The following is a 13,868-nucleotide window of genomic DNA, read 5'->3' as shown; positions in this document are numbered from 1 at the left end:
ATATATTTAGTCCAACTCCCCGACTACAAGCCTACTTAATTTTAATTCAATTGGCTATAATTGTATATGGAGATTCCATCAATTGTTGGATTAAAAGACTAAGCAACTCCCCATCAGCAATAAGTAGATCAGAATGATTCTTTTCGTCGAAATTCGGTACCCGCGAGCAATGCCATGAATTATACAAAGCTGACATCAAAAAAAGACTCCCGAGGGAGTCTTTTCCGGCAGATTATGTCCTTGGCCTTAATCTGCTCACTACAGCCCCAGCTTTTGCCCTTTCTCCAACCGCTGAATCTGTTGCTCGCCGGTATCCGCAAGTTCACGGAACTGGTTAATCGTCTCACGCATTCTTGGCAGAGCTTCCTGCTTATAAAGACTAATCGAATCGAGCGCCGACAGCACATCGGTAAACGCCTGTTTCATCGTATCCACGGAGATGCTGGCTTCATACGCCTGCTTTTGGATGGCAATTCCCTGATCCTTGAGCATCTTGGATGTTCCGGCGATCAGATCATTGGTTGTCTGGTTCAGCAACTCAATTTTCTGCAATACAATCTTCTGATTATATAAAGCACTCGCTACAGTAACGGCAATTTTCAATGCAGAGATGGTTACATTCTTCGCACGGTCTACGCCTCGGATCAGTTCCTTATTATTGCGGATGACCACTTCAATCGCCATGATGCCCTGCTGATTCACGACCAGCATTTGTTGAAGATCCATGACCCGCTGACGGAGCGGAAACAGCACTTCTTCCGTAATAAATCGGACTTTCTCAGGGTCTTCATTGCGGACCTTGGCCGCTTCGATCTGGCCATCGATGGACTCATCCATAAGCACGCCAAGCTGAATCTCCTTTTGCAGTCGTTTGGTGAGTTCCCGCAGGTTCTGCTGTTCAATCTCCAGCGTTGTATTATCGTTACGCAGGGTAGATCTGCCTTTATCCAAAGAGGTTACGATGTCAGCGATGACTGCGTCAGCCTTCTGGTATTTCAGGAAATAGGCGCGAAGCGGATTGAACAATTTCCCAAGGAAACCGTTCTTGGCAAAGTCGACCACGCTTGGGTCGAGATCCTTCAGTTGCATATGCAGCTCGGTCAAACCTTTGGCGACCTGACCGCCCTCGTCTCCCGTCTTGGACAGATGTCCAACGGAGACTTGAAGCAAGGCGTTTTTCTCAGAAGAGGATCTCATCGTATTCATGCCAAAGCCGTCAATGGATTGCAGAATTTCTTTGCGCTTCTCCAGGGATTCGAGATCCAGTGTCATGATCATCTCTACGTTGGCATTTGCCACTTGTTGAAGCTCCGCGACCTCGGCGGGCACGGGCTTCACTTCTTCTTCGATCACCTTCTGAATTTCCTTCTGGCTCGGTATTTCCATTGAAAATGACATCTACAGTTCCCCCTTTAAATACGTGCTGTAAAATGATTGATATTCCACGCGAGTGACTCCGATTGCAGTACCCTCCTCCGATCGCTGTTATCCCCAGATTTCTTCATTTTCCTCATTAATCGGTTGAAATCTGGTGATAGCGTATGCTTCCGAAGCAGCTTTCTTTCAGAAAGCTTTTAGGCGACCGCTACGCTTCTTCAGATCGGTTCTGCACTCTACGTCTTCGTGTTATAAATTTACATCTGTACGTTAAACAGGTTTCCGATCTTGTACACAACATCGTCGGTATCGGCATTGATGCTTGCGGCTTCGTTAATGCTGGAGATGCTCTCCAAAGCCTTGATGTCCGCGTTGTATCCAATCGTATAGATTGGCACTTTGTACGTCTCGACCAGTTCACGAATATCCTTCAGGGTATGACCTTCGTTGGTCTCGCCATCACTCAGGACAAAGATCAACGGCTTCACGTTTGGATTAGCGGCCATATAATCTTCCAGCATCTTCATCGCCACCACGATCCCGTCAAAGGTTGCTGTACCGCCGCCAGCTTGCAGACTATCAACTGTTCCGACAAACATGGACTGCTGGTTCGTATCATACTTGGCAATCGGCAGATTCACGGTTACCCCGCTAGAATAAGAAACCAGGCCAATACTATTCTCAGTGCCCAGGTACTTCTGACCTTTGCGTAGGGACTCCTTCAGTCGATTAAGCGGTTCGCCGTCCATGCTTCCGGACACGTCTGTCACGAACACGGCGGCAATTGGTTTACTACCGTTTTTCTTCTCTTTCCATACTTTCTGTGCAGACAACAACGTGCCGCCATCCACGGTAGCCAGCTCGGATTTGTAATCCTGCAAACCGTTGAAGCCAAACTCTTCTGCCGATTGTTGGTACTTCGCTTGAGTTACGAATTCTGCAAACTTTTGGATGATTTCCTGTTTGTTCTGTGGCAATTGTCCCAATGCATACAGCGGGCTATCATGTCTCACACCAAATGGTGTAAAGACGTATCCACTCTTCAGATCAGCGGTATTCACATACGTCTGATATTCGAGTACAAAGGCATCCAGTCTGCCTGACTTGGCAGCTTCCCGCATCTGAATCGTTGTCGATGCTGTAAACGGTACATTCGTCTGGAATTTTTCGAACCCTTCAATGGCCTTCTCGCCAAGCGGGTTGGCGCTGTCATACGTATTCAGTGCAGTCACCAGGAAATTAAGTCCTGTGGAGCTGGCAAATGGATCGGTATATCCCATCGCGAGTTCATTGTTGGCAATGGCTTCGGTTACGGTTTTTACATTAACGGAGCCGTACGTATCAACTAGTGCATCATATTTCGCTTTGGAAATAACAATACCCGGAACGTTCCCGACCAATCGCTCGGATACCATCTCTGTCTTCACCCCACTAGCCTCAACCATCTCGCCCCATAGTTCATTGGAAGGTGTGAATGCATCCGGCATATACTTACCAGACTTGATATAATCGGTGGCCGTACCGGAGGCAATGTTGCGGATTTTGACTGATACCTGTTTCCCACCAACGGTAATATTAGCTTTGTTGAACTCCTCGCCCACTTCGGTTAACCAGCCGTCTACCCCGCTACCCGACTTCTCTGGGGAAGAGAAGATTTCGACGTAATCATTTGTTGTATTCTCTACGGCAATTGCAAATTTGGAGATATCCGGCAGTGATTCTGCCACATCGACCGGGTCGAGATCAATCTGTCCTTTGACCGGTTCCGCCGTCGCTGGCGCAATGTCCGCATACAGTTTCCCCAGTTCCTTACCTGCATTCTCTGTGCTCACCTGTGTGGTCGACTTGCCAAAGTTCGACGTCAGTGTAATCCCTGCATAGACCAGACCAAATACAAGTACCAGCATTACAATCGATATGAAAAAAAACTTTCCCTTCTTGGCCATACGAGCAACCCCTCACTGTCTGTATAATTTGGTGTGCTTGATTAACTGATCAATCTCCTGCATACAAGGCATCTGTTCAATATCTCCGGCTTCAAAGCTGTCGAGGCGTGAAATCTCGAGTAACAACTGATCGAGCTTGAGCAAAATTTCCTCATTGGTGTGTAATGCATTTTTTACATAAGACAGATAATCGTTGTATACCTTGGTTTTTTCTTGAAAAAGTTTCTGGGGAAGTGTGGAGGATTTGGACTTCATCATGTTGGCATAGTCAGCTTCATCAAATACATTCAACCGGTTCAGCACACTGCGGATGTTCAGATACAACAGCTTCTCCACTTCCAGTGTGACCGAAGCAAATTTCTTGTAGCTCAGTTCTCCGGGATCAAACCGTTGATGAAGCACGTTCAGGAGTGTTTCTTTTTTCTTTTTCATTCGACTAAGTTGGGACAGCCCCAGCGTAATATCTTCTTCGAGGACTTTGATGCGTCTATAAAAAGATAGTGCCTCCACATAATCTTCATGCGTTTCGATATGCTTCACGGGCAGGACTACCGGTTGTCTGAACAGCAAGGTGTAACTTCCATATAAGAGTGCCATTGCACTGCCGAACAGAAGGGTAACGGATAGCGCAGTTGTGAATGCGCCCTCCCCGAAATTTAGCCCGATAAAGCCGGGTGAGAATGCGAGAACATTCACAGCCACAATACCGAGGACCAACCCCAACAATTTTATGTACTTAATCATGTTCAATCATCCGACCTCCTTTCATGTTATATATTGGTGCTTCATGTCGTAATTTTCCTATTCAGCTTATTCTTATTGTACATGATGTTAACGCTCTCAGGTGGATATGATTGGATATTTGGATACTCATAATATACGTGGTTTGGGCTTATCCCATTTCATATTTTCAGGGACAACATGGAACTTGGCAGGAAATTTTGTGGTCAATCCATAAAAAGTGAGCTTTACGAGACAGCAGATTGTGGAGAAGAAATGTTATCAGGTAATACGTGGAAAATAGCTATGCGTGTCATTTTTTATATAAGACTTGTCTGAAAAAAAGAGCAATGCAAAAAGGACGAATCGGAGATCATCCGATTTCGCCCCTTATGCGTTGGTTCATTATTTTTCGTGTTCTTATTAAAATTTTGATGCCGTGTTCTACATCTAACGAACTGAGGTGACGTTATTAGGTACATTCCAACTCTTCTGAAAATGTAACGAACCTGAGACACGTTATGTTCCCGTTTTAGGCGAAAAGACGTTGTTTATCGCCTATTTCGAATGAAATAGCATCGCTGAGATTCGTTACATTTCCCACCACATCAATATTGCCCATATAAGACGTGTACGGTTCGTTAGAATAAAAAAATGGCCGCCTTATTGCTTCGTCTGTAGCAGACAGATTGACGCTTCGCACTACCTGAACTTGAACAGCGAATCCAACGGAATTACCAATTCAGGATATATAACCGATTGAATCGTTTCCTGCTCTGTATACAGATGACGGGTCTGGTAACTGCCATCCTCCAGCGTGTACACATGGACGGTTTGATTGCCGGGGTCAACAATCCAGTATTCGTTCACACCATATTTCTGATACAAGTTAAATTTTTCGTTAAAATCCTTTAACGCAGTCGAAGGCGATAACACCTCGATAATTAAAGAAGGCGCACCGTGACAGCCACTTTTGGATATCTGGTCTTTGGAGCACACTACCGATAAATCAGGCTGTACAACTTGATCTGGTAGGTCATATTGTTCATTTTCGCTAAAATACACATCAAAAGGGGCAACAAACACGAAACATTTCCGATTCTGAAAAAAAGTCCGCAAAGAGAAGTGCAGCTCACCCACAATAAACTGGTGCGATGAAGTAGGTACTGGCGAGATATTAAAAGCTCTGCCGTTAATTAATTCCCATGATCCTTCCCATGTTAACCAATCCTGAAAGCTATAAGTACCTTTATTGTCGGGTTTTGCCACACTTCGATCCTCCTCTTCCAACTAACCGTATTTTTGTTTTCATTATAACATTGTGTTTGCGCCTTTTCACACCATGCCTCTTATCACGAAAAGATGGATTCCGGTTTGCTTCGCGTGGTGCGCACCTCTACAACTTTCCCGGCACATCCATTGTCGCCCTTCGCCTGGAACATTACCTTAACGCTGTCTTTACCTGATGTTACGGCCTCAGGAATATCGTAGGTCACATAGAACACTTCGCCAATCTTGTTCATATGAATTCGCTGCTCACCGATGAGTGTTCCATCCACGGTAATGGCGAATTGTCTGTCATATAACTTACCTTCCCGTTTAAACGCGGAATGATCTCCGCCCCAATAGGCCACACATAGATAATTGGTTGCCTCACGATCCACTGCCAGTTGGTAACTGAAGTAAGCCCCACTGACGCCAAAAGCTTCTCGCCACATATGCAACTTCTTACGGCCATCTGTGGTTGAACCGTTGTGGTGCTCCCCACGGCAGTTGCTATCCAGTTGATGTCCAATCTCATCCTGCTGACCGTCAGCCTGAACCCTGTCGATCGTGATATCGTTCAACTCTTTCTCCAGCGCATCTCCTTCATCGTTAAACGGCCAGTACACGGTATAAAATTCGTGATGCACATCATAGAACGGAATGAGCTTCACGGCTTCGCCTGTGGAAGTAACATCTTTGCTAAGTTCAAATGTTAACGTGTCTGCATCCACAACCTTGATCCACTCTCGTACATCATCCTGCTCCGTCCAGATCACAGGTACAGGTGCAGTCTTGGGATTTAGAGCTGTTTCGTCCACAATCGTATCCTCCGGAAGACCCTCATTTCCTAGTGCACCAGCGAGTACTATCGGGCCGTACAGGAATGCCACTTTGTGGGAATCATCCCGGGCAGTGTACTGGCGGAGTGACATCGGCAGTGTGATGGTGATGACATCGCCCGTTGTCCATGTGCGCTCGATGGAAAGATAGCCGGGTTCCATCCGTGTATACGGATGTTCCGTATCCCCGTTAACTGTTGCCGTCATTGGCTCTTGCAGCCATGAGGGCACACGTAATCTTAGATGAGCCGAGGCGTTGCCTCCGGTGATCGTCAGGGTTACCTTTTCCGAATAAGGAAAGTCGGTTTCAAGCTTCAAGGATAATCCCTGTGACGCCCAATCCAGTTGGGAAGCGATATACAGGTTGACGTACAGGTCCTGTTCATCCTCAAAATAGATGGCCTCGGCATATTTGCCCGGATTCTCCATGCCTGATCCTGTGCAGCACCACCAAGCGGTATCGTGAGTACCATAGATTTTGTAGTGGCCTTGTAGCGTTGATGCAAAATACGTTTTGTTCCCCGTATCGGGGTCCTGCGTGCCGAGGATGTGATTGTAGATGGCGTTTTCATAATAGTCCATGTAGGCGCTATCGTGATTCCAGGCAAAGAGTTGCTTCGTTAGATGTAACATGTTGTGAGTACAACAGCTCTCTCCTGTTTTGATGCCCAGACTCTCCATACCCTTTGCTTCGTAATGCTCCGAAATGCTCGTCGCACCAAATACATAAGAACGATGATGCACCGTGGTGTTCCAGAAAAACTCTGCCGCTGTCCGATAACTCTCATGGGTGTGGTCCTGGTTGTAGATTTCGGCTGCACCGATCACTTTAGGAATCTGCGTATTGGCGTGTTTGCCTTGAAGATCGTCTTGCTTGTGCTCCAAGGGTCTCAGGATCAATTGATGGGTGAACTTGTTAGCGATCTCAAGATATAAGGCTTTGCCTGTGATTCCATACAAGTGTGCAAATACTTCATTCATGCCCCCGTGTTCACTTTGAAGCATCGTCTGCATCTGTTCTTCTGTCATCGGAAGCAAACCTTCGACCGCCCAGTCTGCAAATCGAGTAACCACCTCAAGTGCCTGTCCGTTGCCAGTGAGTTTATGGGCATCAATCAGGCCGCGATAGATTTTGTGCACACTGTACCAGGGAACCCAGTATTCACCGATATTGAATCCACCAATATTCTCTGCTCGAAAAGCCATGTGGAAAGGTTCTTCGGACAAACCACCGATATATCCGCTCCCCGTGGTCTGTTGGATTCTCGCCAGTTCGGTAACCGCATAATCCAGTCTTTCTTTTAACGTGATATTCCCGGTTGCCTGATACGTCACAGCCAGGGCAGACAGATAATGTCCGAGGGAATGTCCGCTGATGGTACGTGCCTCCCAACCCGCGTAGCGCTCTTTTCGGGCAGGTAAACCATGCGCTTCGAAGCATGGAGCCAGGAATCGATCAATATCCAGCGATAACAGGTAACGCTCCCCCACCTCTTGTGATGTTTGAAACACACCATTTAACAGATCTACATGTTCCGGTCCCAGAAATCCTTTTTTCGTATCAATCATTACACTCACTCCTTCTCGGGATGTAATAGATATCCATTCATTCTTAAGGGGTAAAATCCGTGTTCTGTTCCATATGACTAATACTCATCAATCTCCTGTAGAGCTTGAATATCCCCATACTATCAAATAAAATACAATTACATCAGACTCATAATCCAAGAAAAGGTGGATAAATCCGTCCTATGCAAAAGCCACTGGAACATTACCTGTGCGGCAAGTTCATATCCGAAGGCAACTGGAGCCACATGAGACGAAGCATGCCTGTGCATGAGATCATTTTGATGCTGGAAGGTGAGATGTACATCGCGGAGGAAGAGGAACAATATGTAGTTCGTGCCAACGATCTGTTGTTTCTGCGCGCCGGTCGCACCCATTACGGCTACCAGATTAGCGACACACCCGTCAGCTTTTACTGGGTTCACTATGATGCCATTTCTGCAGAATTCAACCAGTTTAGGACACATGCCACCATTCAGGTGCCTTCCATGGCCAATCAGTTATTCAAGCAATTGTTGCATGTGTCATCCTTCTCACCAGAAGAAGCCGACGCTGCTTTGTTACTGTTGTTCAAGGAGCTGGAGCGCAATATAGAGGCGGATTATCGCCCGCACAATGCGATTGTGGACCATATCTGCAAGTGGGTCGATATTCATCTGCATACAAACATCACGGTGAGTCAGATTGCAGAAAATTTTAATTTTAATAAAGACTATATCTCCAAAATGGTGAAACGCGAGAAAGGTACCGGGCTCAAAACCTATATCCTCACAGAACGTATTCGCCGGGCAAAACAATTGCTGCTCAACACCAATGCCAGTGTAAAAGAAATTGCCGGACAGTGCGGCTTTTCCGACTACAAGCTGTTCCTGCGCATGTTCAAGCAATACGAAGGCAATACGCCAACCGAATATCGCAATCATCTGTATTCCACACAGCTCAATCGCTGATATGCTTTGATCTATAGAAATGACTGAGTTACCTATAGAAAATTTGAATGAATCGGATTGAATCCGTTATGGTAAAATGCAAGAAAACTATATTCCATACTTAACCCATAAGAGAAGAGGAATTATAAGATGACAACGGCTGCCGTTACGATTCATCCTGCCACAGAAGCAGACCATCCAGAGATTGTAGATATCCTTGTTGCAAGTTATGCCGAGTATCGGGAGACTTTTGAGCAAAATGAACGCTGGGAGGCCTACCTAAAAGATATTCGAGAGTCTGTGGTTAATCCGTACCTGACACAATTATGGATCGCAAAGATTGATGATCAGATTGTCGGTACAGTCCAATTATTCGAAACAGCACACAAGGCTTATCCAAACTTTGAATTGCCGATCGATTATCCGTTTATTCGGCTGTTGGGTGTTGATCCAAAATGGAGAGGTCACGGGATTGCCAGAGTATTGCTCCAGCAATGCGTAGATTCTGCCAAGGAGATGGGCAAAAATACGGTGTATTTATATACGGGCGGTCAGATGGTCAATGCCATCCGTTTATATGAGCGTTTTGGATTTACAGAGGATGAGGAATTCAGCTCCGAGAGTAGCGGGGGTAAGGCAATATGTTACCGTTATGATTCCTAGTGTTGGGTAACAGCAACACGGGATCAGCGAACAGAGAATGAAATGTAGAAAAGACCGATCATCTTCATGACGGTCTGTTTTACATTTATAAATGATCAATCAACATTTGAAATGACACTTCGCTATTGATTTTTTAACCGCCAATCTCCACCAAAATCTTCGCATGGCTCTTGTCGCTCATTAACAGCTCAAGCCCTTCCTGAACGATGTCGTCCAGTTTGATTTTCTTGGTGATGACCTGTTTCACATCGAGCGACCCTTCAGCAATCAGTGAAATCACTTCAGGGAAAATGTGGCGATATGCCAGCGTTGCCGTTAGATTCGCTTCTTTGACCAGAAGATCGAAGAAGTTCACTTGAAGCGGATTTGGAATCGCTGCGATGACAACAACTTCTCCGCCTTTTTTGACAACCGCAATGGCGCTATCCATCGTTGGTTGTACACCTGCTGCTTCATAAGCCACATCAATACCGCCCGATTGTTGCAAGATCACCTCTGTTGCATTGACTTTGGCACTGTTCACCGGAATGGCTCCCAGTTTGGCTGCCAGGTCCAGACGTTCCTCAAATACATCGACTGCATAGATTTCAGAGGCTCCTGCTGCTTTGGCAGACAGAATGGTCAATAATCCAATTGGACCTGCCCCATATACGGCTACTTTGTTCCCCACTTTCAGCTTGCTGTGACGAACCGCGTGAAAGGCTACGGCTGTAGGCTCTACAAGCGCACCTTCTTCGAAAGTTACGTTATCCGGGATGGGATGAACCATGTATGCTTCAACAACAACATGCTCTGCAAAACCACCATCACCATTCAGTCCAACGAAGCCAAATTGAGTACATTGGTTATAGCGACCCTGGATACAGTACTCACATTTTCCACAATGGTACAACGGCTCTACCACAACTCGACCCCCTACACTGATACCGCTTACATTACTCCCCAATTCACTTACAGTTCCTGCAAATTCATGTCCCAATGTCAACGGTGCTTTCTGTCCTGAGAGCGGATGATTCTCGCCTTCTTGAATTCCTACACCATGATGATAGGCATGCAAGTCACTGCCGCAGATCCCTGCATATTCCACTTTGATTTTGACTTGACCCGCTTGAGCAACCGGAACCTCCCGCTCTTCCACACGCACGTCTTTATGGGCATACCATACTGCTGCTTTCATGAAGTTCATCCCCTTTGTATGATTGTCTATATATTATATCGCTGTTCATGTATTATTCATATTTATAGATACTAATGTTAACATTAGTTGTATTAATGCTAAACGGAGATGAAATCATGAATCTGGAACAGCTCGAATATGTCGTTGAAATTGCGAAAACGAAATCATTCTCTGCCGCCTCGGAACATCTACATGTCACTCAATCGGCGATCAGCCAATCGGTGCATCGTCTGGAGGAAGAATTGGGTATCATCCTGTTCGAACGCTCGCGGCAGGGTACTCACCCCACTCCCGAAGGCAAACAATTCATTGCCAAGGCACTGGACATTTTGCAGCGGATTGATGAATTGAAATCCCTGAACGCCGAAGCCTCCTCTCTTAGCGGAGAGCTTCATGTAGCTACTTTTCCAAGTGTCATGCCCTATCTTGTCCAGTCTGCTGCAGATATGAAGCGTGAGCACCCGCAACTTAACATCTCCATTGAAGAGAAAGGGTCCATGGAAATTATCGAAGATATTCGCAATAACAAAACCCATCTGGGCTTTATCGCGATCTATGCGAAACAATTGCGGGAATTCGATGGACTTCACTTCAGTCCCATGTACTCGGGTAAGCTGGTCGTCGGTACTCATCACCTGTCTGAACTTGCCAAGCACAGCCGTGTTTCACCTGATCAATTAAAAGAACACAAGCTGGCACTGTATCGAGATGGTTTCATCGAAGACTTCATCAAGGAATTCACCTATGATCATGGACCTCTGTCCATTCTGTTTAAAACAAATAATTCAGAAGCCATCAACATGGTGTTAAGAAACGATATTGCCGCCACGATTGGTCACGACTTTTCCTTTCACCAAAATCCCTTATGGAAAGAAGGTCTGGTGAAGATGGTAGAGATCGCTGGAATCGATCAACCGAAAATGCAAATTGGCTTCGTGCAGACGGAGTCCAAGGAGTCCGCCGTAGCCGCAGAACGATTCGCCCAACGCTTCAGACAGGCGATAGAGCTGGATCATTTAAAAGTTTAAATCTAAAAAAGTGCTCCACCCTTTGAAGGAAGTTTGGGATGAACACCAACTTCTCCAAGAGTGGAACACTTTTCTGACTATCTCTTGCGTTACTATTACTACACCTTACTCAAACTATACTTTAACTTTTCGTACGGCTTCACTCATCTCGTTCGTCTGCCGCTCCAGCATGGTGGAGGTTTGCGCCACCCTGTTGAACATGGCCGACTGTTCACGCATCAAGCGATAGATATCATCCGAATGATCCGACACCCCGGCTGATATCTGAGAGATCGTATTGACGGAGGCTGCAGCCTCTTCCGATCCTGCCGAGATTTCTTCTGCCGCAGCGGAGACTTCCTGAATACGATTGGTCACCAGTTGGAACGCATCAACCACATGGGCGAAAGCTTGCTCCGCTTCTGCGGTAATTGTAACCCCTTGTCCAATCTCGGTTGCAGTAACCCCCATCTGTGAGCCAATCTGCTGTGATTCTTGTTGAATACGAAGCAACAAGTCGGAGATCCGTTCCATGGATGTGCTTGAGGCCTCAGCAAGCTTCCGAACTTCATCCGCCACAACCGCAAAACCTTTGCCGTGTTCTCCTGCATGTGCTGCCTCTATGGATGCATTAAGCGCAAGTAGCTTCGTCTGACTCGCAAAGTCACGAACCGTGTGCAGGGCACCACCAATTTCCTGGGAGTAGTTGTTCAGCACCTGAACCATCGCTACAACTTCACTTGAGACATTTGAGATACTCTCCATCTGTGTTTTCATCAGTGTCATGCTCTGTTTACCGGACTCCGCCGTAGAAAGCGCACTTGATGCCGCATCCGACACAACCATCGAGGATTCGGATATATCCGTTATGCCTTTTGCGATCTCTTCCATCGCATGCGCGCTATCGCTTGCACCCTGCTTCTGCGTATGTGCACCCTGCCTAATCTGTTCGACAGATTGATCAACCGTCTTGCCCATCTCAAGCATCTCTTCGGTACTGCGATTAAATTCCTTCGTTGATTCCGATAAAATATCTGTGGTTACTGCTACGCCTTCAACCATGTTACTCACAATCTTATTCAAGTTCCCGGACATATGTATCATCGCTTGATATGTTGTTCCAATCTCATCTTGGCTGCGCAAACGATACGACGTCAAAATTTGGTTCGCTTCTGCAAGCTCACCCTGTGCCATTTTTTCCACACTCGCCTTCAGCGGTTGAAGTGGCCGCAGTCCTCTTACGATAAACCACGTGACAACAGCAATGCCTATAAGTGTAATTAGTAGCAACAAAGCATAGAAGGGAATACTCGATTTCATTATATCTGACTCAATGCTTCCGATGACCGATACCGCCGTATCGATCCCAATTACACCTGTTACAGCACCGTTACTATCCAGCATGGGAGCGTAAGAGGAAATATAGTCGCCGTACTCCTCATTGTTAATAATCGAAGAACTGGCTGTTTGCCCCTGTAACAGCTTCTGCACAGCCTCCTGAGGGACATCCGTAACTTCATTAATCGGTGAGGCTTTATCTGCATCCTTCATACCATCCACCATAATAAGTGGCGTACCTTTGTCATCTATTTTGACGAAATACACATACATTGCACCAATGCTTACGCGAAAGTCATCCAGTTCATCACGAATCTTCAAGAATTCGTCATTCTCCTTGGGGTCCTTGGCAAACTCGGCATAAGATGCTGTATCCAGCTGATTCACATAACTCTGAGCAATCTGGATGTTGTAACTCGAAATGGCCTCCTGCGCAGCTAGTTTCATATTGGCCACCTGTAACAGCATGCTTCCAACGGCTATAATCGTAATGACCAGTGTGACTACTGCAACAATGCGCACAACCAAACGTTTTCTAAAAAAACCAATCATCCGCTCCTCTTCCTCTCCCGTGAACCCAAGCCTTTTTGACTAGGCGCTACCCAAAAAACACATGCTTGAAGCACTATGTATGGGAAAATAGTAAACGAATATGTCGAATTAGGCAAGAAAATATTGGGTTTACATAAAAACGCTATCATGGCCGTGGGAGCTTTGTTCATTGGATCAGTATTAGGAGTTTTGTGTATACACTACTGAGTTAATAGGGATCTCGGATTGGCTTATTGATTTACCAACACATATACCAATACTTTTTTTATTCATTAACGAACTTGAGATTTGTATTGAAACCACTTCTATTGAAAATTCTTTATTGTCAGGTGTTCGTACAAAAATATAATTATTGATTCGCTTTTTAATTTGATCATGGCTCAGATTATCAAGATCAGGATTGATTCCCACTAAAATAGTGCCATGTTCTGACGATTCAAAAATATCTCCAACATTCATTAATTTATACATAATTACAATCCCTTCTC

The 13,868-nt window shown here is 45.7% G+C and carries 11 protein-coding genes; 3 read left to right on the top strand and 8 right to left on the bottom strand.

Features of this window, described 5'->3' with window-relative positions:
- Positions 1–258: 258 nt before the first annotated feature.
- The 5 genes from MKY01_RS04970 to MKY01_RS04950 all read right to left on the bottom strand — a co-directional run bounded on the left by MKY01_RS04970 (position 259) and on the right by MKY01_RS04950 (position 7,717).
- Entirely contained in the window at positions 259–1,398 is a 1,140-nt protein-coding gene (locus MKY01_RS04970; RefSeq protein WP_076319360.1) for a toxic anion resistance protein, read from the bottom strand.
- A 236-nt stretch (positions 1,399–1,634) separates the two neighbouring features.
- Positions 1,635–3,323 (bottom strand): VWA domain-containing protein, encoded by a 1,689-nt coding sequence (locus MKY01_RS04965; protein ID WP_127550443.1) that lies wholly within the window; start codon positions 3,321–3,323, stop codon positions 1,635–1,637.
- A gap of 12 nt (positions 3,324–3,335) precedes the next feature.
- Positions 3,336–4,067 carry a hypothetical protein gene (locus MKY01_RS04960; RefSeq protein WP_127550445.1) on the bottom strand — a complete coding sequence of 244 codons (732 nt, stop codon included), beginning with the start codon at positions 4,065–4,067 and terminating at the stop codon, positions 3,336–3,338.
- A gap of 678 nt (positions 4,068–4,745) precedes the next feature.
- The gene (locus MKY01_RS04955) at positions 4,746–5,312 is read right to left on the bottom strand and encodes a Uma2 family endonuclease (RefSeq protein WP_036606195.1); all 567 of its coding nucleotides are present in this window, start codon (positions 5,310–5,312) and stop codon (positions 4,746–4,748) included.
- A gap of 83 nt (positions 5,313–5,395) precedes the next feature.
- The gene (locus MKY01_RS04950) at positions 5,396–7,717 is read right to left on the bottom strand and encodes a beta-L-arabinofuranosidase domain-containing protein (protein ID WP_339285651.1); all 2,322 of its coding nucleotides are present in this window, start codon (positions 7,715–7,717) and stop codon (positions 5,396–5,398) included.
- Between the two features lie 182 nt (positions 7,718–7,899).
- Between MKY01_RS04950 and MKY01_RS04945 the strand changes: the two genes are divergently transcribed.
- Positions 7,900–8,664: an AraC family transcriptional regulator gene (locus MKY01_RS04945; protein WP_156946146.1), complete on the top strand. Its 765-nt coding sequence runs from the start codon at positions 7,900–7,902 to the stop codon at positions 8,662–8,664.
- A 129-nt stretch (positions 8,665–8,793) separates the two neighbouring features.
- On the top strand, positions 8,794–9,306 hold the full coding sequence (locus MKY01_RS04940; RefSeq protein ID WP_036672621.1) for a GNAT family N-acetyltransferase: 513 nt from the start codon (positions 8,794–8,796) through the stop codon (positions 9,304–9,306).
- A gap of 133 nt (positions 9,307–9,439) precedes the next feature.
- On the opposite strand, the gene MKY01_RS04935 is transcribed toward MKY01_RS04940, so the two are convergent.
- Positions 9,440–10,483, bottom strand: coding sequence for a 2,3-butanediol dehydrogenase (locus MKY01_RS04935; protein WP_339285647.1), 1,044 nt, complete (start codon positions 10,481–10,483; stop codon positions 9,440–9,442).
- Positions 10,484–10,599: 116 nt separating this feature from the next.
- Here MKY01_RS04935 and MKY01_RS04930 point away from each other — a divergent pair, with 116 nt between their 5' ends.
- A complete protein-coding gene (locus tag MKY01_RS04930; protein WP_339285645.1) occupies positions 10,600–11,511 on the top strand; it encodes a LysR family transcriptional regulator in 912 nt (303 codons plus the stop codon).
- A 114-nt stretch (positions 11,512–11,625) separates the two neighbouring features.
- Here the strand turns inward: MKY01_RS04930 and MKY01_RS04925 are convergent, their stop codons facing one another.
- Both MKY01_RS04925 and MKY01_RS04920 read right to left on the bottom strand, forming a co-directional pair.
- On the bottom strand, positions 11,626–13,380 hold the full coding sequence (locus MKY01_RS04925; protein WP_076253461.1) for a HAMP domain-containing methyl-accepting chemotaxis protein: 1,755 nt from the start codon (positions 13,378–13,380) through the stop codon (positions 11,626–11,628).
- A gap of 180 nt (positions 13,381–13,560) precedes the next feature.
- Complete coding sequence (locus tag MKY01_RS04920; RefSeq protein ID WP_047841737.1) at positions 13,561–13,851, bottom strand: hypothetical protein; 291 nt, start codon at positions 13,849–13,851, stop codon at positions 13,561–13,563.
- Between the last annotated feature and the right edge of the window lie 17 nt (positions 13,852–13,868).

Source organism: Paenibacillus sp. FSL R5-0486, from assembly GCF_037975155.1.
GTDB classification, from domain to species: Bacteria; Bacillota; Bacilli; order Paenibacillales; family Paenibacillaceae; genus Paenibacillus; species Paenibacillus amylolyticus.
The sequence above is the reverse complement of the archived record's forward strand: the minus strand, read 5'-3'. Positions and strand labels throughout refer to the sequence as shown.

What these genes read in the sequence shown, in the direction of transcription:
- MKY01_RS04970 (WP_076319360.1), bottom strand. Translation starts at nt 1,398, where the DNA reads ATGTCATTTTCAATGGAAATACCGAGCCAGAAGGAAATTCAGAAGGTG.
- MKY01_RS04965 (WP_127550443.1), bottom strand. Translation starts at nt 3,323, where the DNA reads ATGGCCAAGAAGGGAAAGTTTTTTTTCATATCGATTGTAATGCTGGTA.
- MKY01_RS04960 (WP_127550445.1), bottom strand. Translation starts at nt 4,067, where the DNA reads ATGATTAAGTACATAAAATTGTTGGGGTTGGTCCTCGGTATTGTGGCT.
- MKY01_RS04950 (WP_339285651.1), bottom strand. Translation starts at nt 7,717, where the DNA reads ATGATTGATACGAAAAAAGGATTTCTGGGACCGGAACATGTAGATCTG.
- MKY01_RS04945 (WP_156946146.1), top strand. Translation starts at nt 7,900, where the DNA reads ATGCAAAAGCCACTGGAACATTACCTGTGCGGCAAGTTCATATCCGAA.
- MKY01_RS04940 (WP_036672621.1), top strand. Translation starts at nt 8,794, where the DNA reads ATGACAACGGCTGCCGTTACGATTCATCCTGCCACAGAAGCAGACCAT.
- MKY01_RS04935 (WP_339285647.1), bottom strand. Translation starts at nt 10,483, where the DNA reads ATGAAAGCAGCAGTATGGTATGCCCATAAAGACGTGCGTGTGGAAGAG.
- MKY01_RS04930 (WP_339285645.1), top strand. Translation starts at nt 10,600, where the DNA reads ATGAATCTGGAACAGCTCGAATATGTCGTTGAAATTGCGAAAACGAAA.
- MKY01_RS04925 (WP_076253461.1), bottom strand. Translation starts at nt 13,380, where the DNA reads ATGATTGGTTTTTTTAGAAAACGTTTGGTTGTGCGCATTGTTGCAGTA.
- MKY01_RS04920 (WP_047841737.1), bottom strand. Translation starts at nt 13,851, where the DNA reads ATGTATAAATTAATGAATGTTGGAGATATTTTTGAATCGTCAGAACAT.